The organism is Tateyamaria omphalii, assembly GCF_014651375.1.
Lineage (GTDB): Bacteria > Pseudomonadota > Alphaproteobacteria > Rhodobacterales > Rhodobacteraceae > Tateyamaria > Tateyamaria omphalii.
Map to the genome: position 1 here is coordinate 648,513 of NZ_BMWT01000001.1, position 19,922 is coordinate 668,434.

16 protein-coding genes are annotated in these 19,922 nt (G+C 59.0%); 13 read left to right on the forward strand and 3 right to left on the reverse strand.

Annotated elements, in window-relative coordinates:
* Positions 1–90: 90 nt before the first annotated feature.
* Complete coding sequence (locus IE087_RS03065; protein ID WP_189367567.1) at positions 91–1,440, forward strand: M16 family metallopeptidase; 1,350 nt, start codon at positions 91–93, stop codon at positions 1,438–1,440.
* Positions 1,437–2,756: a M16 family metallopeptidase gene (locus tag IE087_RS03070; protein WP_189367569.1), complete on the forward strand. Its 1,320-nt coding sequence runs from the start codon at positions 1,437–1,439 to the stop codon at positions 2,754–2,756. The genes IE087_RS03065 and IE087_RS03070 overlap by 4 nt, the downstream gene beginning before the upstream one ends.
* Before the next feature lie 89 nt (positions 2,757–2,845).
* On the opposite strand, the gene IE087_RS03075 is transcribed toward IE087_RS03070, so the two are convergent.
* On the reverse strand, positions 2,846–5,188 hold the full coding sequence (locus tag IE087_RS03075) for an aldehyde dehydrogenase family protein (RefSeq protein ID WP_189368325.1): 2,343 nt from the start codon (positions 5,186–5,188) through the stop codon (positions 2,846–2,848).
* Positions 5,189–5,261: 73 nt separating this feature from the next.
* Positions 5,262–6,260 (reverse strand): deoxyribose-phosphate aldolase, encoded by a 999-nt coding sequence (deoC, locus tag IE087_RS03080; RefSeq protein ID WP_189367570.1) that lies wholly within the window; start codon positions 6,258–6,260, stop codon positions 5,262–5,264.
* A gap of 162 nt (positions 6,261–6,422) precedes the next feature.
* On the opposite strand from deoC, the gene IE087_RS03085 reads away from it, so the two are divergent.
* The 7 genes from IE087_RS03085 (at position 6,423) to IE087_RS03115 (ending at position 13,497) form a co-directional block, all read left to right on the forward strand.
* Positions 6,423–7,916, forward strand: a complete 1,494-nt coding sequence (locus tag IE087_RS03085) for a DUF4153 domain-containing protein (RefSeq protein WP_189367572.1) — start codon at positions 6,423–6,425, stop codon at positions 7,914–7,916.
* Complete coding sequence (locus IE087_RS03090) at positions 7,913–8,599, forward strand: response regulator transcription factor (RefSeq protein ID WP_189367573.1); 687 nt, start codon at positions 7,913–7,915, stop codon at positions 8,597–8,599. Before IE087_RS03085 ends, IE087_RS03090 begins: the two co-directional genes overlap by 4 nt.
* The gene (locus IE087_RS03095; protein WP_189367575.1) at positions 8,584–9,528 is read left to right on the forward strand and encodes a sensor histidine kinase; all 945 of its coding nucleotides are present in this window, start codon (positions 8,584–8,586) and stop codon (positions 9,526–9,528) included. The genes IE087_RS03090 and IE087_RS03095 overlap by 16 nt, the downstream gene beginning before the upstream one ends.
* An 83-nt stretch (positions 9,529–9,611) precedes the next feature.
* Positions 9,612–10,586 (forward strand): metal ABC transporter solute-binding protein, Zn/Mn family, encoded by a 975-nt coding sequence (locus tag IE087_RS03100; protein WP_189367577.1) that lies wholly within the window; start codon positions 9,612–9,614, stop codon positions 10,584–10,586.
* Positions 10,583–11,380, forward strand: a complete 798-nt coding sequence (locus IE087_RS03105; RefSeq protein WP_189367579.1) for a metal ABC transporter ATP-binding protein — start codon at positions 10,583–10,585, stop codon at positions 11,378–11,380. The genes IE087_RS03100 and IE087_RS03105 overlap by 4 nt, the downstream gene beginning before the upstream one ends.
* A gap of 3 nt (positions 11,381–11,383) precedes the next feature.
* On the forward strand, positions 11,384–12,586 hold the full coding sequence (locus tag IE087_RS03110; RefSeq protein WP_189367581.1) for a metal ABC transporter permease: 1,203 nt from the start codon (positions 11,384–11,386) through the stop codon (positions 12,584–12,586).
* Complete coding sequence (locus IE087_RS03115) at positions 12,583–13,497, forward strand: metal ABC transporter permease (RefSeq protein WP_189367583.1); 915 nt, start codon at positions 12,583–12,585, stop codon at positions 13,495–13,497. The genes IE087_RS03110 and IE087_RS03115 overlap by 4 nt, the downstream gene beginning before the upstream one ends.
* A 128-nt stretch (positions 13,498–13,625) precedes the next feature.
* Here the strand turns inward: IE087_RS03115 and IE087_RS03120 are convergent, their stop codons facing one another.
* On the reverse strand, positions 13,626–15,257 hold the full coding sequence (locus tag IE087_RS03120) for a thiamine pyrophosphate-binding protein (RefSeq protein WP_189367584.1): 1,632 nt from the start codon (positions 15,255–15,257) through the stop codon (positions 13,626–13,628).
* 149 nt (positions 15,258–15,406) lie between these two features.
* Between IE087_RS03120 and IE087_RS03125 the strand changes: the two genes are divergently transcribed.
* The 4 genes from IE087_RS03125 (at position 15,407) to IE087_RS03140 (ending at position 19,891) form a co-directional block, all read left to right on the forward strand.
* On the forward strand, positions 15,407–15,901 hold the full coding sequence (locus tag IE087_RS03125; protein ID WP_189367586.1) for an Lrp/AsnC family transcriptional regulator: 495 nt from the start codon (positions 15,407–15,409) through the stop codon (positions 15,899–15,901).
* 254 nt (positions 15,902–16,155) lie between these two features.
* Positions 16,156–17,544, forward strand: a complete 1,389-nt coding sequence (locus tag IE087_RS03130; protein ID WP_189367588.1) for a cytochrome ubiquinol oxidase subunit I — start codon at positions 16,156–16,158, stop codon at positions 17,542–17,544.
* Positions 17,545–17,549: 5 nt separating this feature from the next.
* Positions 17,550–18,560, forward strand: a complete 1,011-nt coding sequence (locus tag IE087_RS03135; RefSeq protein ID WP_189367589.1) for a cytochrome d ubiquinol oxidase subunit II — start codon at positions 17,550–17,552, stop codon at positions 18,558–18,560.
* A 122-nt stretch (positions 18,561–18,682) separates the two neighbouring features.
* Positions 18,683–19,891 carry a urate hydroxylase PuuD gene (locus IE087_RS03140; protein WP_189367591.1) on the forward strand — a complete coding sequence of 403 codons (1,209 nt, stop codon included), beginning with the start codon at positions 18,683–18,685 and terminating at the stop codon, positions 19,889–19,891.
* Positions 19,892–19,922 lie beyond the last annotated feature (31 nt).

A 19,922-nucleotide genomic window follows, 5' to 3' on the forward strand; every position in this document is an offset into this window, starting at 1 on the left:
GTTCGCTCACAAACCTGCCAGCAACGCTTGATCCGCGGCGGTGTGGCCGTATGTCTTGATCAATACAAATTGTCCGAGGTTGCCCCTGATATGCTCCGATTGCGCGCTGCACTTGCCGGTTTTGTTCTGTCTGTATCACCTGTTGCTCTGCAAGCAGCACAGGATGCAGTCACGGCTTTCACCCTCGACAACGGAATGCAGGTGGTGGTGGTTGAAGACCATCGTGCACCGGTTCTGCAGCACATGGTTTGGTACAAGGCGGGTTCTGCGGACGAACCGGTTGGCGTGTCAGGTATTGCACATTTTCTCGAGCACCTGATGTTCAAGGCAACAAACACGCTTGCCGAAGGGGAGTTGTCGGCAACAGTTGCCGCCAATGGCGGAACAGACAACGCATTTACCAGCTACGATTACACCGCCTACTTCCAACGCGTGGCAGCTGACCGTCTGGGGCTGATGATGCGGATGGAAGCCGACCGTATGAGAAACATCAACTTCACGCCTGAGAACGTTGCGACTGAACGTGATGTTATTTTGGAAGAACGGAACCAACGGACCGACAGCAATCCACGTGCCCTGTATTCTGAACAAATCAATGCCGCGCAGTATCTCAACCACCGCTACGGTGTGCCAATTATTGGCTGGCGGCACGAGATGGAAACGCTGGATATGGAAGACGCGCTCGAGTTCTACGACACGTACTATTATCCAAACAACGCGATCCTCGTGGTCTCTGGCGATGTGACACCGGAAGAGGTGCGTGAACTGGCCGACAAACATTACGGCGTGATCCCTAACAACCCCGACCTGCCAGAACGTATGCGGACACAGGAACCCCCGCAGACCGCAGAACGTCGACTGATCTTCCGTGATGCCCGAGTAGGCCAGGAATATGTGAGCCGTTCCTACCTGGCGCCAGAGCGTGACCCGGGATCTCAGGAAACGGCGGCAGCTCTTACGCTGTTGTCCGAAGTGCTGGGGGGTGGGCAGACAAGCTACATGACCGAGAAACTGCAGTTCGAACAGAAGAAAGCTGTTTTCACCGGCGCGTTTTATCGCGGCACATCCCTGGATGACACAACGTTTGACGTGGTAATTGTGCCCGTTCCGGGTCTGTCGCTCGAAGAGGCCGAAGCCGCGATGGACGACACGCTTGCCCAGTTCCTTGAGGATGGCGTGGACAGTGAGCTGTTGGAACGCATCAAGTATCAACTGCGTGCCAGCCAGATTTACGAACGCGACAATGTTGATGGAATAGCGCGCCGTTACGGTGCTGCCCTATCCGTTGGTCTGACTGTAGAGGATGTGCAGGCGTGGCCGGACATTCTTCAGGCGGTGACGGAAGAGGATATCATGGAAGCGGCCCGCACGGTTCTAAACCGCAACGCATCCGTAACAGGCTGGTTGACCCGTCCGATGGTTGAAGAGGTGACCCAATGATCCGTTTTTTGGCCGCACTGACAATTGCGATGTTTGCCAGCCTGCCTGCGCGGGCAGAAGTCGAGATCACCGAGGTGGTCAGCCCCGGAGGTATTACGGCGTGGCTGGTGCAAGAGCCGTCGATCCCGTTTATGGCGCTCGAGGTTCGTTTTCGCGGTGGCGCATCGTTAGACGCCCCAGGCAAGCGCGGATCAGTCAACCTGATGACGGGCCTTCTGGAAGAAGGGGCGGCCGATCTCGATGCCCGCGCATTTGCACGCGAATTGGAAGCACTGGCTGCATCGTTTGGCTATGACGTCGGCCCGGACAGCCTGTCCGTGTCCGCGCGTTTTCTGACAGAAAACCGTAGCGAAGCTGTCGAGTTGCTGCGCAAGTCGATCATTGAACCCACTTTTGGGCAAGACGCGTTGGACCGTGTCCGGGAACAAGTGCTGACGGGCCTGCGGTCTGATGCACAGGACCCGAACGAGATTGCCCGCGCTGCCTTCAACAAGATGGCTTTTGGGGACCATCCCTATGGTTCGAACTATCGCGGCACCCTCGACAGCGTGGCCAATCTGACGCGCCAGGACATGCTTGAAGCGCATCAGGCCGTCCTTGCAAAGGACAGGCTTTATGTTGGTGCGGTGGGAGACATCACGCCAGAAGAACTGGGGCCGCTCCTTGATGAACTTCTTGGGGCACTGCCGGAAGAGGGAGCGCCACAGCCCAAACCGGCTGAGATTCTCATCCAAGGCGGTACAACAGTTGTCCCATTCGATACGCCGCAATCCGTAGCCATCTTTGGGCAAACTGGTATTGAGCAAACGGACCCTGACTTCTTTGCCGCACGCGTTCTGAATCAGGTGATAGGTGCTGGTGGGTTCGAAAGTCGCTTGATGACCGAAGTGCGAGAGAAGCGCGGACTGACCTATGGCGTTTACTCGTTCCTCGTGCCGCAGGATCATGCAGCGACCTACCAAGGCCAGGTTGCGTCGGCCAATGACCGTATTGCCGAAGCGGTGTCGGTGATCCGTGACGAGTGGACCCGCGCAGCGGCCGAAGGCGTCACCGAGGAGGAACTGGATGCCGCCAAGCTTTACGTCACGGGTGCTTACCCCCTGCGGTTTGACGGCAATGCCCCGATTGCGCGGATTATGGTTGGGATGCAGATGCTGGGCCTTCCCATCGACTACATCGCAACACGCAATGAAAAAGTCGAAGCCGTGACGCTTGAGGATGTTAAACGCGTGGCTGGCGAGTTGTTGGACCCCGAGGGGCTGCATTTTGTCGTTGTGGGGCAGCCGGAAGGTCTGGAAACAACTGTCGCCAATTGAGTGCTGCGCACGCGCGACCTATTTTTACTGACGAGGGGGCTGTCTGCCCCCTCGAACTCCCCCGAAGGTATTTCGAGCCAGAAGAAGTGCTATTCGCCGTAGGGCACCCAGATGGTCTTGACCTCTGTGGCGGCCTGTAGGAACGCCTTGCCTTCACCTTCTGATCCCATCCAGTCGCGTGCCTTGCCGTGGTTCACCCACGTGCGTTTCAGGTTGCCCGCGGCTTCCCGTTCGATGGTGGCGGATAGGTCGCCGCCCGAGAAGGACCAGACGGCGTCGACATTTAGATGTTTCGCCATATGCGGTGCAAGTTCTTCATGCTTGCCCGTCAGGATATTCACCACCCCAGCAGGAACGTCCGAGGTTTCGAGGACTTGATAGAAGTCGGTTGCGGCAAGTGGGAAGGGCTGTGATGCCACCAGCACCGCGCGGTTGCCCGTGGCGATGGCTGGTGCCATGAGGGAAACGAGGCCCAGAAGTGGTGCTTCGTCCGGGCATAGCGCGCCAATGACGCCTGTTGGTTCATTCATAGCCAGCGCGATACCGCGGATGGGCACGCCCTTGGCTGCGCCATCATATTTGTCTGCCCAAGCTGCGTAGGTGAACAGGCGCTGGATGCTTGCCTCGACCTCTTTGTCGCCCGACCGACCGCCTTGCAGGGTGTTCAGGCGATGTGCGAACTCGTCGCTCCGGGCGGCGAGGTTTTCAGCAATGTAATACAGGATTTGCGCGCGCAGGTGACCTGTGGTCTTGGCCCACCTCTTGGCTGCCGAAGCTGCCTCGACGGCGTTGCGCACGTCCTTGCGGTTGGCGAGGCTGGATTGGCCGAGCAACGCGCCGTTCTTGCTGTAGACATTGCGGGAGTACCCGCCGTCAGGACGGGCCTGTTTGCCCCCGATATAAAGTTTGGCGGTCCGGTCCAGCGGATCGCTTGGGGTATCTTCGCCCGTGAAGGCCGCAATCGGTTTCAGCGCCTTGGGTGATCCTTTGGGCTTGGTATAGGCTTGCAACCCTTCCCATCCGCCCTCGCGTCCAAAACCGCTTTCGCGCACGCCTCCAAAGCCTGCCGCCGCATCAAAAAGGTTGGTGGCGTTCACCCAAACCACGCCTGCCGCCAGTTTCGGCGATACATCGAGGGCGAGGTTGACGTTTTCCGTCCAGAGTGTTGCAGCAAGCCCGTAGCGGGTGTTGTTGGCCAGTTCCACCGCCTCAGCCGGGGTGCGGAAGGTGGTTGAGACAAGGACGGGGCCAAAGATTTCTTCCTGCATCAGCGGGTCGGCGGTGTTCAGGCCGGTGATGAGGGTCGGTGGATAGTAGCAGCCGGTTGCAGGCAGGGTCGATTGGGGTTGGTAGACCTCTCCGGCGCTGTTTCCGCTGACCATTTTTGCGATCGTGTCCAACTGAATCGGATCGACCACCGCGCCAACATCAATCGATTTGTCCAGCGGATCACCGATGCGCAACTTGTCCATCCGCGCGCGCAGCTTGGCATAGAAGGCTTCGGCCACGGGCTCGTGCACCAAAAGGCGCGACCCTGCGCAGCACACCTGCCCTTGGTTGAACCAGATCGCGTCAACCAGCCCTTCGACCGCCGAGTCCAGATCGGCATCGTCAAAGACGATGTATGGGGACTTGCCGCCCAGTTCGAGCGTCAGTTCCTTGCCCGTGCCTGCCGTAGATTCACGGATACGGCGGCCCACGGCGGTTGAACCGGTGAAGGCGATCTTTTCCACGTCTGCATTCACGATCATCTCACCCACTGCGCCGTCGCCTGTGACGATGTTGACCACGCCCTTCGGCACGCCTGCCTGGCGACATATGTCGGCAAACAGCAGGGCGGTCAGGGATGTGTATTCGGCAGGTTTCAGAACAACCGTGTTTCCCATGGCGAGTGCGGGCGCGATTTTCCAAGCCAGCATCAGCAGCGGGAAGTTCCACGGAATGATCTGGCCGCAGACGCCAAGGGCCTCGCGGTCGGGCAGTTCGGCCTCCATCAGCTGCGCCATGCCTGCGTTGTAGTAGAAATGGCGCTGGGCGAGGGGGATGTCGATGTCGCGGCTTTCCCGGATGGGTTTGCCGTTGTCGAGCGTTTCAAGGACGGCAAAGAGGCGGCTGTGTTTCTGCAAGAGCCGCGCAATGGCATAGAGGATGCGGGCGCGAGCATGACCGCCGGATTTGGCCCATTTGGGCTGGGCGGCACGTGCCGCTTTGACGGCTGCATCCACATCCGCTTGCTTCGCTTGTGACAGGGTGGCAAGCACCTCGCCCGTGGCAGGGTTCTTGCTTTCAAAGCCATCCGCCGGATCCGTGAACTGTCCGTTGATGAAGTGCCCGAACCGTGCGCCCTGATCGACGATCCAGGCGAGGGCGTCTCCGGCTGCTTCCGGTGCGGTGCCGTATTCCATGCTCTCGAAAATCTCTTTGACGGTCATCATGTCGTCCTTCGTCTCGATCCGGAGGCTGTTCACTCTGACAGACAACGATCCGGCATTCTGAAAATTCGGGCTACCCGATCGCGTGGCGGTAACCAGCGGAATAGGCACCGGTCAGGTGGTGTTCCAACTGGCGTTCGATGTCGCCCAGTAGCGAGGATGCGCCAAAGCGGAACAGGTCTGGTTGCAACCAGCGGTCGCCCAACTCTTCCTTGATCAGCGATAGGTAGACCAACGCGTCCTTGGCCTTCGAAATCCCGCCCGCCGGTTTGTAGCCGACGCGGTAGCCCGTGTGTTCAAAGTAGTCGCGAATGGCCCGGATCATCACCAAAGTCACAGGTAAGGTCGCGTTCACGCTTTCTTTGCCGGTCGAGGTTTTGATGAAATCCGCCCCGGCCATCATGCAGACCAGCGATGCGCGGGCCACGTTGCGCAGGCTGCCCAGTTCGCCGGTGGCGAGGATTGCTTTGACGTGGGCGTCACCACATGCCTCGCGCATCTCTGCCATTTCATCATAGAGGGCCTGCCAGTTGCCTTCCAGCACGTGACGGCGAGAGATCACGATGTCGATCTCTTCTGCCCCGACCGCGACGCTTTCTCGGATTTCCTGAATGCGCAGGTGGAAGGGGGACAGGCCCGCCGGGAAGCCGGTAGAGACAGCAGCCACGGGAATGCCGGAGCCTTTCAAGGCAGTCACGGCTGCGGGGATCATCTCGTGATAGACACAGACGGCACCCGTGGTCAGACCGGGCATGCCAAGGGCCTCCAGCATCTCGGTCCGGACCGGTTGGCGCGCCTTGGCGCACAGCCGGTGTACGCGCCGCTCGGTGTCGTCGCCCGACAACGTGGTCAGGTCAATGCAGCTGATTGCCTTGAGCAGCCACGCGGCCTGATGGTCCTTCTTGATCGACCGGCGCCCGGGCAACGTCGCGCAGCGCCGTTCGATGGCCGAGGTGTTGGCCTGCACGCGCGCAACCCAATCCAGATCCAGCTTCATGCCGGGATTGCGCGGTTCGGTGACCTGCGGCAGGTGCGTCGTAGTGGCGGTGTCTGTGGTCGTGGTGGTCTGCATCTTCGTGATCCTTCCGGACGGCGACAGAGTCCCGAAGTGGCATGGTCGGGCGGTTTTGGCAACCACCACCCTCTGCACAAGCTCTGCACAAATGGGCACGGTCGATCTGCACCAGTGCCTGTCAGGTTCATCTCAAAGCAATTGACCAAGAGAGGCAGGACAGTGAAGGCTTTGACGATACCCGGCGTGCCATTGGCAATGCAGCAGGACGGCTGGTGGCTGGATGCACCGGCAGACAAGACCGAAAAACGGCGCAAGACGCGGCGCGCCGATGGGGGCAAGGCACTGCTGCTGCTTGCCCTGATCGCGTTGGGCGACGTGCTGGTGTGGGACACCGTGGCAGGGCTGAACATCGCCGTCTTTTTCGGGGCTGTGCTGTTTGCGGGCCTGGGGGTAGCGTGGCCGCGCCTTAGCGCGCGCACACGCGTCGGCATCGTGGCGGGCGTGGTGCTTAGCCTTTTGCCGCTGGTCGAGCTGGTGCAACCGCTGTCGCTTCTGATCGCTCTTGTTGGGCTTTCTCTTTGCACGGCTGCCCTTGCGGGCGTGTCCCGCTTTGATCTGCTGCGCGGGGCCGCGCGGTTATGGTGGGTTGCCCCGGCGCAGACCTTTCAGGACGGGGTGCTGGGCGCGCGGCAACTGAACGATCTTAATTTTTCCCGGGTGGACATGCGAAGCTTGGTGATGACTTGGGGTGTCCCAGCGGGGACAAGTCTGGTTTTTGCTCTGCTGATCCTGGCCGCGAACCCGGTTCTGGATAGTTGGGTGAGCGGCATTACGGCGCTTGAGCTACCGGCGCCCGATTGGTGGCGCGTGTGGTTCTGGTTGTTTCTGGCGGCGGCCATCTGGCCCGCATTGGTCACGTGGCGCATGCGGGAACGTCTGCGCGCACGTGAGCCACGGCGTGCGACCGTGCGGCGTGAGGGTGTGATCAATGCAGGCTCTGTTGCGCGGTCTCTGATTGCATTCAACGCGCTCTTTGCTGTGCAGACCGGGATGGATGTGCTGTTCCTCTATGGCGACGCTGGTCTGCCCGATGGGATCAGCCCGGCCGCCTATGCCCATCGTGGTGCTTATCCGCTGTTGGTCACTGCATTGTTCGCGGGTTTGTTTGCCGTAGTGGCGCGCCCTTATCTGGCCGGACGCCCGGTGTTGCGGTGGCTGATGTTGATCTGGTTGGCGCAGACGATGGCTTTGGTGGTTGCGTCGGTCTGGCGGTTGGACATCTACGTCGATGCCTTTGGTCTGACGCGCCTGCGACTGGCTGCATACATCTGGATGGGGTTGGTCGCTGCCGGGCTGGGCATCGTTGTCTGGCAAATCTGGCGCGATAAACCTGCCGCCTGGATGATGCTGCGCAGCGGTGTGATGGGGGCGGTGGTTTTGTATCTTTGCACCTTTGTCAGCTTCGACGCTGCGGTTGCGCGTCATAACCTGAGCCATCCCGTGCACCAGGATATGTTCATGTTGTGCCAGCTATCCGAAGATGTGATCCCCGCACTGGCATCGACCTTTGGGCACAACTGGCAAGCCGCCTGCGTGTCGGAATACATGCAACCGCATCTCTTCCAACCGGATGACTGGCGCGAATGGGGCTTTCGCAACTGGCGGACGCGCAATAGCCTTGCGTCCATGTTGACTGATCCCGCAATACCATGACCAAGACGCAACTGTTGGTGGTCGATGATGACCCACATATCCGGTCTGTTCTGCGCATTGCCTTGCAACAGGCCGGTCACGCCGTGGACGAAGCGGGCGACGGGATCGAGGGACTGACCAAGGCGCGGTCCGGGCGCTATGACCTGATCGTTTTGGACATCGGCTTGCCCGAGATGGATGGATTGGCCGTCTGCCGCACCCTCAGGGAAACAGACCAGACACCGGTCCTCTTTCTGACCGCCCGCGAAGACGAGATTGACCGGGTCCTCGGGTTCGAACTGGGCGGAGATGATTATGTCACCAAGCCGTTCTCCCCGCGCGAGCTGGTGGCGCGGATCGGGGCGATCCTGAAGCGGGCGCGCCCCGTTGCCGCCCCTGCAATGATGCGGGGTGTCCTGCGTGTCGACCCGGCCCAGCATCTGTGCGAGGTCAACGGTATGCCACTGACCCTCACGGCGCGCGAGATGGAGATATTGGCCCACCTCATGGCCCATCCTGACCGCGTGTCTGCGCGCCCCGCCCTTGTTGATGCGCTCTATGGCACGAATGGGCAGGTCAGTGATCGGACTCTGGACAGCCATTTGCGCAACCTGCGCTCCAAGCTGGCAGCGGCGGGCTGTCCTGACGCAATCGAGACAGTGCACGGCATTGGCATTCGGATGGGCCCATGCGCAGGATCATAAAGAAATGGCGCCCGCCCCTTGCCTTTGTGCTTGGGGGAACACTGGCTGCAGTGCTGACCCTGCCGATCCTTGGCATCGTCAACCTGCGCCTGTGGGGCAACGTGATGGGCTGGGGCGAAGCGGCGTGGCTGGTTGCCTGGATTGCGATTGTCGCAACAGCGGTGCTGGCCTTTCTTTTGTGGCGGTTGGTCTTGCGACCGGTCTGGTCACTGGACCGCTATGCGCAAGAGGTACGCAAAGGGGCACGGCCAGATGCGCCCACGCATCTTGGTACACCCGAGTTCATGGGGCTCGCTGCCAGCGTTATGGGCATGGGGGACAGCCTGCAAAGCCGTGCGGACAGTTTGCAGGCCTACGCAGATCACGTGACACACGAGTTGAAGTCCCCTCTGACCGCCATCCGCGGCGCCGCTGAGCTGTTGCAAGCTGGTGCAAAGGGTGAGGATGCCAAGGCATTGAACAAGACAATCACCGATGCTGCAGCTCGCATGCAGAACCTTCTCGATGATCTGGTGCGACATGCGCGGGCGGCTGCATCCACAGGGCCGGGGACCGTACGCGTGTCGGATGCGGTTGAAAACTTGAGAGCGGATGTAGCGCTGGGCGTTGAAGCAGATGGTGTGCTGCCGATAAGTGCGGACGATCTGAGGACGATCCTGACCCAGCTTGCTGGCAATGCGGCAGCTCATGGTGCGAACCGCCTGTCGCTGCGTGTGTCAGATGCCGGACTGGATGTTTGGGATGATGGTCCCGGCGTTAGCCCGGGGAACCGGGATCGCGTTTTTGATCCTTTTTTTACAACACGCCGCGAGGAGGGTGGCACCGGCATGGGTTTGAGTATCGTGCGCAGCCTTGTTCAGGCACGCGGCGGACAGATCGCGTTGCAGGAGAGTGGCGAAGGCGCTCGGTTTTTAATCACGTTCGAGTGAGAGTGCCCCGCAGTCTAGGCACGTTATTGCGAGTCATTCTCATTCTTATTGACTTCTTGCGAATGATTCTCATATTCATCCTTATGAGACAGAAAAACCATTTCCCGCTCTCCCGTCGTGCTTTGCTGGCTGGTCTAGGCGCATTGGCTGTCACGCCTGCATATGCAGCGTCCTCATCCCTCAACATCGTGGCAACGACCGGTATGATCGCTGACATGGCCCGGGCAGTTGGCGGTGATCAGGTGGTGGTCAAAGGCTTGATGGGAGCGGGTGTTGATCCGCACGCTTATCGCCAGACCCGCAGCGACATTGTTGCGATGACCCGCGCTGACGCGGTGCTGTGGCATGGGTTGTACCTTGAGGCGCAGATGGAGGATTTCTTTCTTGATCTGAGCCGCAAGAACGCAGTGCATGCCATCGCTGAAACATTGGATCCCGCCCTGCTGGTGGCGCACGAGGACTATGAGGGTCGTTTTGATCCGCATGTCTGGATGGACCCGGACCTGTGGGTGCAATGTGTACCTGCGGTGGTTGCTGCGCTGTCTGACTTGCGTCCTGACGCCCGCGGCATGTTTGAGGCGAATGCAGCTTCATTCGTATCCGAGGCGCAGGCACTGTCTGTCTATGCTCGGGATTTGCTGACAAGTGTTCCTGCAGAACGCCGCGTGCTACTGACGGCTCACGATGCCTTTGGCTATTTTGGCACCGCTTATGATTTTGAGGTGATGGGCATTCAAGGGATTTCAACCGAAAGCGAAGCTGGTCTGAACCGCATCGGAGAGCTGGTTGATCTTCTGGTTGAACGTCAGTTGCCAGCCGTGTTCGTCGAAACCTCCGTGTCCGATCGCAACGTCCGTGCGCTGGTTGAAGGCGCCGCGGCGCAGGGGCATGAGGTGATCATTGGCGGATCGCTGTTCAGCGATGCGATGGGGCCGGACGGTACTTATGAAGGTACCTGGCTGGGCATGATCGATCACAACGTGACCACCATTGCCCGCGCTTTGGGCATTGATGCGCCTGCCGGTGGACGGCTGGGCAGATTGAAGGCGGCAGCATGAATATTGCCCTTGTAACATCGCAGGATACTGACCACGCCGTACGCGCGGCCAGCCCGCTGGCGGTGCGCGGCATGACCGTGTCTTACGGTCAAACGCCCGCAATCTTTTCGGTCGACATGACCGTGCGGGCGGGTGCGATGACCGCCATCGTGGGGCCGAATGGCGCGGGCAAGTCCACGCTGCTCAAGGCGGCGTTGGGTGTGATCACCCCTCTGGCCGGGTCGGTGACGGCCTTTGGCGAACCGATGGCGGACATGCGTGACCGGATCGCCTATGTCCCACAACGGGCGAGCGTGGACTGGGATTTTCCAGTGCGTGTCATCGACGTGGTGATGATGGGCATGTACCGCAAGCTAGGTTTGCTGGGGCGGGTACGGGGCCAGCACAAGACGTTGGCAAAGAATTGTTTGGATCGCGTCGGCATGGCCGACTTTGCGCATCGCCAGATTGGACAACTCTCAGGGGGTCAGCAACAGCGTGTATTTCTGGCGCGCGCGCTGGCGCAGGAGGCAGATGTTTACGTTCTGGACGAGCCTTTTGCTGGGGTGGATGCCGCCACCGAGAAGGCGATTATTGCTGTTCTGAAAGGACTGAGAGATGCAGGTAAGACCGTTCTGGCCGTGCATCACGATCTGGCCACCGTTCCGGATTACTTCGACGATGTGCTTTTGCTGAACACGCAAGTGGTGGCTTTCGGAGCCGTCTCCGAAACATTCACCGAGGACAATTTACAGGCCGCTTACGGTGGTCGATTGACCACCGCACGGGCGGACCCTGAAAGCGTGGCAGGCTAGGCCATGCTGGCCGACGCGCTGCTTTTGCAGCTGGGCTACAACGCCACGCTTGTCACCATTGGTGCGGCCCTTTTGGGGATCGCGTCAGGTGTCGCTGGCACCTTCTTGTTTCTTCGCAAACGCGCGCTTGTCAGTGATGCGATTTCCCACGCCACACTGCCCGGAGTCGGTTTGGCCTTTGTCGCCATGGTGGCGATGGGGGGCGAGGGGCGCTCACTGATCGGATTGCTGCTTGGTGCCGGTGTGAGTGCGGCGTTCGGTCTGTTGTGTGTGCAGTGGCTGACCGACCGCACCCGGTTGGGTGAAGACGCCGCCATTGGTGCAGTATTGTCAGTGTTCTTTGGCTTTGGCGTTGTCATCTTGACCGTGGTCCAGACCATGAATGCGGGACGGCAAGCAGGGCTTGAAGGGTTCTTGCTTGGTTCGACTGCGGGCATGTTGCGCAGTGATGCGATCCTGTTGGCCGTGTCTGCGGCGCTGGTGCTGCTTCTGGTTGTGATCTTGCGCAGACCGCTTGGCTTGGCGGCGTTCGATCCAGATTATGCTGAGGCTGCCGGATGGTCACTCCCGCGGGTTGATCTGGCGATGATGGGGATCGTGTTGGTGGTGACGGTCGTGGGCCTCAAGGTCGTGGGCCTGATTCTGATTGTGGCACTTTTGATCGTCCCGCCGGTCACGGCCCGGTTCTGGACGGAACGTGCGGATCATGTGGTGATCATCGCAGGCATTGTTGGCGGAGTGTCTGGTTATGCCGGGGCGGCTGCTTCGGCGGTGGCACCTGCATTGCCCACGGGTCCAATCGTCGTGTTGGTTGGCTTTGGTATCTTTCTGTTCTCGTTGCTGCTTTCCCCGGGACGTGGGGTGTTGGCTTCGGTGCTGACTCATCTCCGCTATCAACGCCGTGTACACGTGCGGCAGGGGCTTTTGGCATTGGCGCAAGGTCAACCAATCTACGAAGTCCTGACGCGGCGCCTGTTAGAGCGCCGAGGGTTGATGTTGCCCGATGGGGTGCCAACTCCGGCGGGGCAGGCAGCAGCGTCGAAGGCTCTGCTGGACGAGACACGTTGGGCTATTGTGCGGGGGGATCAAGCCTTTGCGCTTGCGGCGATGCGATATGACGGTTTGACGCCGATCGAAGATGTGCTGACCCCTGACCAGCTCGTTGAAGTTGATGGTAAAATTGCGACACCTCAGGTGGTGGCATGATGGGGACAGAGTTTGTTGCGCTGTCGTTGCCGCCTATCCTGATTGGCGTTTTGGTAGCTGTGGCTTGCGCGTTGCCCGGCAACTTTCTGTTGCTACGTCGGCAAGCACTGATCGGTGATGCCATCAGCCACGTTGTTCTTCCGGGAATTGTCGTAGCCTTCCTTTTGACAGGGATGGTTGCCACGGGTCCGATGTTGTTGGGGGCGGCGGCGGCTGCGGTGCTTGCCGTGGTTGCCATCGAAGCGGTGCGAAGACTGGGGCGGATCGAGGCGGGGGCCGCGATGGGGGTTATTTTCACAGCCATGTTTGCCGGTGGCGTGTTGCTCTTGGAGCAGTCGGATACCTCAAACGTGCATCTGGATGTCGAACATGCGCTGTACGGAAATCTGGAAAGCCTGATTTGGCTGGATGCAACCGGCTGGGCCTCGCTCTTGGACCCGGCAGCACTTGCCGGTTTGCCGGTAGAGCTGTCGCGCATGGCCTTGGCGTTGATCGTTATCACCATGTTCCTGGTCATCTTCTGGCGACCGATTGCATTGTCCACCTTTGATGAAGGATTTGCGCGCGGTCTTGGAATACGCACGGGACCGCTGGGTCTGGCGTTGGTCATCATGTCGGCGATCGCTGCTGTTGCAGCCTTTGATGCGGTGGGGTCGATCATCGTGATTGCCATGTTCATTTGCCCGCCAGCAGCGGCGCGCATGATGACCAATCGACTGGGCCGTCAAGTGGCATGGTCAGTCCTTTTCGCAGTGTTGGCGGCCGTGTCGGGATATGTGCTGGCTGGTTATGGACCGCTTTGGATCGGGGCCAATGCATCCGTCAGTGCGGCTGGTATGATTGCGACCATGTCCGGGATCATCTTGGGCATCACTGCCCTCTTCGGACCACACCGTTCGAGCAGCAGTTAACGCAGCGAAACGCCCTTCGGCGTCCAGACGTGTTGGCCACTCACGGTTCCTGAGTGGGGTTGGTACAAACGACCGGTTTGATCCAATAATCATCGATGTTGCACCTGTTCAAATCGCCGCGGTGATCGCTAGGTGCGCATTCTGGGGACGTCAAACGGATCCAAGTGCATGTCGATGACCAGAGGACCGGATCGAACTTTGATGGCCTCCTCTACTGCCGCCAAGTCACGGGCACTGCGCAGGTCAATTCCCTCTGCGCCCAAGCTCTTGGCGACGCCGGCAAAGGATGGCCAGTTAAACGTACTTGCGGCCGGATCCATCTTTTTATCAATGAGTTGGATGTGTTCAGCGCCGTAGGCGGCATCGTTACAAATGACAACGATCAGGTCCAACCTCTCTCGGACGGCCGAGTTCAACTCGGTCAGCCCGCCCATCATAAAGCCACCATCGCCGGTAAAAACAACGACTGGTCTGTCAGGGGCGGCGGCGCTTGCCCCGATGGCGGCTTGAAGCCCGAGACCGATAGATCCAAAATTCGTGGTATCCAGAAAATCTTGTGGTCGGTTAACGTCGATACGGCACCAAACCTCGGTCATGAACCGACCGCCGTCGGTAGCGAGGATCTTGTTTGTGGGTAGTATTTCGTTCAGCCATTGAATGGTCTCGACATAGGGAACGGTGTTTGCGGCGCGCTTGTCGAACGAGGGTGGCGTCTCGTGCTGACGAAGCGTTGCAGAATCCAGTTCGCGCGTGAAACCAGATGGCGCAATCTCTGCCTCATCCAGCCAGTAGACGATGTTGTCCGCACTCAGCCTGGCGTCAGCGATCAACGCGGCATCCGGGTGGATCGTCCGCCCAACGGCAGCCGCATTTGTATCCACTTGAACCACACGCTTTCCTTTGAAGAGCTTTCCGTAATCGCTTGTCCATTCCGTCAGGCTCGCCCCAAAAGCAACAATGCAATCCGCTTTGTCGATGGCCTCATAACCAGCGGGCGAGCTGAGTGTTCCACAGATATCGATCGAATAGGGATGCTGGTGGAAAAGCCCTTTGGCTTTGAGCGTTGTTGCCAATGGCGCTTCTAAGCGATCCGCCAAGCGGCTGAGGGCGTCACCTGCATGGATTGCGCCTTTGCCGGCAAGGATCAGTGGCCGTTTGGCCGAGGCGATCATGCCAATCGCCTCATCCAACACGTCACCTTCGGGGGCATAGGCCGGGGTCTCAAAGACTGAATGGATGGTCTTCTTGTAGTCGATGTCGGCCCACATGAAGTCGGCTGGCATGTTGAAGATGACCGGGCGGCTTTCCGTCTTGGCAAGGTAGAGCGCGCGTGCCAAATCTTCGAGCGCGGTTTCGGGTGCGCGCAACTGCTCAAAGCCTGCACCGCATAGGGTTGCCGCCGCTCTTTGATCGGTGTTCTGCAGATGCAGCGGATTGGAGCCAGGCGTGTCACCCGCCATCAGGACAATGCCCATCTTTGCGCGTGCGGCGTCAGTCAGCGCTGTAATGCAATTGGTCACCGCGGGGCCGTGGGTTACGGTCGCCACTCCCACTTTCCCACTGACTTGCGCATAACCTTGGGCCATCAAAACGGCGCTGCCTTCATGCACGGCCGGAACAAAGCGCGCGTTTTCTTGCTGACGAAAGTTGTCCACGAGAAAAAGGTTCGCGTCGCCCATCAGGCCAAAGAGTGTGTCAACTCCATTGTCGATCAGGCAAGCTGCAAGGGCTTCAAACACTTTGGTTTTCGCGTTCTGCATCGGGATGCTCCGTGTCCAAACGTTTGTGCCATTTTAAATCAGGCGTTCCTCACAGAGCGTGCAAATTGACATTTCGCGGTGGATAATTTCCCAGCTTCGTGCAAAGAATTAGGCTTCTTTGCGCGGTTCATGCATGAAAGGGTATTTTTGTGGCATCGCTTGCCTTGGATTCCTATGATGTCCGCATTCTGGACGCACTCCAAAAGGACGCGTCCCTGACCAATGTCGACCTTGCCGAAATTGTTCACTTGTCGGCGTCCCAATGTTCCAGACGCCGCGCAGCGCTTGAAGCGTCGGGTGTCATTGAGGCCTACCATGCGAAGCTCAATGCCGAAATTCTGGGACTGAAGTTGCGTGCCATAGTCAGGCTAAACATGAAAAACCACGACCAAGTTGATGACGTTGCACTGTCCAAATGGCTGACAACACAGCCCGAGATACAAACGGCATTTTCGGTATCTGGCGATGCTGACTATATCCTGACTGTCAGAGTTGATGATCTGGACACGTTCTCGGGATTCATTCACGATAAGCTGCTTCGCCAACCTCAAATCGCACAGGTCCGTTCTGAATTTGTGTTGAAGACACTCAAAGACACTTCGACCATTAGTATTGAAGCAACCAGCCAAGTGAATGTTGGGTGAGTCACGTGATGCAGTCATTCGGATTTCGGGGTTTGATGTCTGAACAGTCCGCATAGCAGAACCTGTTCCCGCGCAGGTGCGAACCCGGGTTTTCAGATTTTTGATGTGATGCGCAGGGTTGCAAAACCGTGCACTACTCTGTGACAAAACGCGCAGGCGCACCCTGTCGCACCCCCGCTGATCTGTCAGGGCGCGCTGCTATATGAGGCTCAAGACCAAACACTTAACCGTTTTTCCTTGAGCGGAGACTTCGCATGGATACCCTCATGCTTTCCCGAATTCAGTTCGGTGCCAATATCTCGTTCCACATTCTGTTCCCTACGATCACCATTGCCCTGGGCTGGGTGCTACTTTTCTTCAAGTTGCGCTTCAACGCGACGGGCAATGCGCGCTGGATGGATGCCTATCGGTTTTGGGTGAAGGTGTTCGCCCTGAGCTTTGCCATGGGTGTTGTGTCCGGGATCACGATGTCGTTCCAGTTCGGCACCAACTGGCCCGGCTTCATGGAAACAGTTGGCAACATTGCCGGGCCACTTCTTGCCTATGAAGTTATGACCGCCTTTTTCCTGGAGGCTGTGTTTCTGGGCATCATGCTGTTCGGCTTTTCTCGTGTGCCGGGGTGGCTACACACTTTGGCGACGTTCCTTGTGGCCTTCGGTACCACCATGTCGGCCTTTTGGATTCTTGTCCTAAACAGCTGGATGCACACGCCCCAAGGGTTCGAGATGCGCGATGGGGTGGCTCATGCAACCAGCTGGTTCGAGATTGTTTTCAACCCGTCCATGCCTTACCGCCTAAGTCACATGCTTCTGGCGTCGGGCCTGACTGTGGCCTTCCTGATCGCGGGGCTGAGCGCTTTCCGCTGGCTGCTTGGGGATCGGAGCAAGAGCGTACAGGTAACGCTCAAAACCGGTGTCTACATGGGCGCTTTGTTGATCCCGGTGCAAATTTTCATGGGGGATATGCACGGTCTGAACACGCTGGAACATCAGCCGCAGAAGGTGGCGGCGATGGAGGGGAACTGGGACACCCAGTCCCATGTGCCTCTCTTGCTGTTTGCCCTTCCGGATGAGGAGGCGCGCGAAAACCGCATGGAAGTAGCCATTCCCAACATGGCGTCGATCATCCTCAAGCATAAGGCTGAGGGTGTGGTGCCCGGGCTGAACGACTTCGTCACGGAAGATGGAGAGGTGATGCATCCACCCGTGGCGCCCGTTTTCTGGTCTTTCCGCATCATGGTGGGCATTGGTGTTGCGATGTTGCTGCTCAGCTGGACCGCTTCTGTGCTGATGCTGCGCAAGCGGCGCGGACCCGAGGCTTTGCCGAAGCTGATGATGCTTGCGATGGTGCCGATGGCCTTCTCGGGCTGGGTGGCGACTTTGGCTGGCTGGTACACAACCGAGATCGGACGCCAGCCGTGGTTGGTGCAGGGCGTTTTGACCACCGAAACGGCCGTCGCAGATGTGCCGGCACCTTTCGTTGGTACCACTTTGGGCGCGTATCTTGCGATCTATGCCCTGCTGCTTGCCGCCTATATCGGCGTGCTGTTTTTCCTGGCGCGCAAGGCTGTGGACGGTGATTTGCCGCGACCGCGTACGCCTTTGTCTGGTCACGCGGTTACCCGCGAAATTCCTGCGGAGTAAGACATATGGAACTCTTTGGCGATCCGGCAGTATGGCTGCCATTTACCTTCGCGGCGCTGATGGGCGTGTCGATCCTGATTTACGTTGTTCTCGACGGTTTCGATCTGGGCGTCGGGGTGTTGTTTCCGTTCGCTACGGACGAGGAAAAGGACAGGATGGTGGCCTCGATCGGTCCATTCTGGGATGCGAACGAAACCTGGTTGGTGCTGGCTATCGGTCTGTTGCTCGTGGCCTTTCCGACGGCCCACGGCACAATCCTGACGGCGCTGTACCTACCGGTGGCGATCATGCTGATCGGGTTGATCCTGCGTGGTGTGGCGTTTGAATTCCGGGTCAAGGCACCGACCCCGCACAAGGCCACTTGGAACTGGCTGTTCTTCATCGGCTCGCTCATGACGTCGCTGAGTCAGGGCTTCATGCTCGGTAAATACGTGATGGGTTTGGAAAGCACGCTTGGGACATGGGCCTTTGCGATGATCACGGCGGTGTTCCTGACTGTGGCCTATTCCATGATCGGTGCCTGTTGGTTGATCATCAAGACTGAGGGAATCCTGCAAGGCAAAGCCGTCGATTGGGCCAAGGGCGGCATCTGGGGTCTTGTTCTGGGACTGGGGGCAGTATCGCTTGCCACACCGCTGGTCAGCGCACGGATTTTCGACAAGTGGTTTACCTTTCCCGAGGTCTTTCTGCTTGCCCCTCTTCCCATCCTGTCGGCCTTGATGGTCCTGATGCTTTGGAGATCGCTGCAGCGTCTGCCTAACGCGACCGATGCGGGTGCGAAAGGTCCGTTTACCTACGCCATTGCACTTTTCATACTGGCGTTCAGCGGCCTGGCCTACTCGTTCTATCCCTACGTTGTTCCGGAAAAGCTGACAGTTTACGAGGCGGCGAGTGCACCGGAAAGCCTGATGATTATGCTTGTAGGCGCTGTCGTGGTTATTCCGATGATCGGGGGATACACGGCGCTGGCCTATTGGGTGTTCAGAGGTAAAGCGGCCGACTTGCGCTACGACTAGCCTTTCTTCTGACCAGAAATACCTCCGGGGAGGCGGAACGCGCCGGGGGCAGAGCCCCGGCACCCCTTTCGCATCCCGCGCGCCCTGTCTAGTTTGGCGCTCGGGAACGAAAGGACGCCAACATGTACGACTTCGCCGCCATGGGTGCGTGGCTGGAATTTGCAGTGCGCTGGCTGCACGTGATCACGGCCATCGCCTGGATCGGGTCGTCCTTCTATTTCATTGCCTTGGATTTGGGCCTGCACCGAGACCGCAACCTGAAAAGTGGTGCGGATGGCGAAGAGTGGCAGGTCCATGGCGGCGGGTTTTATCACATCCAGAAGTATCTGGTGGCGCCCGACAACATGCCTGACGGCCTCATCTGGCATAAATGGCAAAGCTACTGGACGTGGATCAGTGGGTTCATCCTGCTGGTACTGGTCTACTACCTCGGGGCCGAGTTCTACCTGATCGACCCCAATGTGATGGAGCTTGCCACATGGCAGGCGGTGGCCCTTTCGCTGGTATCGCTGGCCGCCGGTTGGGTAATCTACAACACGCTTTGCAAGGTCTTTGTAAACGCGGATCAGACCGTTCTGATGGTGGCACTGTTTGGTGTGCTGGTGGCAATGGCCTGGTTCTATACACAAGTGTTCACGGGGCGCGCAGCGCTGCTGCATCTGGGCGCCTTCACGGCGACGCTCATGTCGGGTAACGTGTTCTTCATCATCATCCCCAACCAGAAGATCGTTGTCGCCGACCTGATGGCAGGCCGTACGCCCGACGCGATCTATGGCAAGATCGCCAAGCAACGCTCGACCCACAACAACTACCTCACCCTACCGGTGATCTTCCTGATGCTGAGCAATCACTACCCACTGGCCTTTGCCAGTGAGTGGAACTGGGTGATCGCGTCCCTTGTCTTCCTGATGGGCGTGACGATCCGGCATTGGTTCAACACGCATCACGCGCGCAAGGGCAATCCGCATTGGACTTGGGGCGTGACTGTGATCCTGTTCATCCTCATCGCGTGGCTGAGCGTTGCGCCATCAGATGAGCGCGAGACGGCGGTGATGACACGCTTTGCTCAAGCGGAGGGGTTTACGGATGTGCATAACATCGTGTTGGGCCGGTGCAGCATGTGCCATGCGACCGAGCCAGGTTGGCCCGGTCTGCACTGGGCACCCAAAGGGGTCGTGCTGGAAACCGAGGCGGACCTGACGCGCAATGCGCGGGCCGTATACCTGCAATCAGGTGTAAGTCACGCAATGCCACCGGCCAACCTGAGCTACATGGAAGACGAGGAAAGGGCGGCCATCGTGGCTTGGTATCGTGCGGCGATCGACGGGTAAGGCGGAGGTCTCCTCCGCCCCTTCCAAGCGC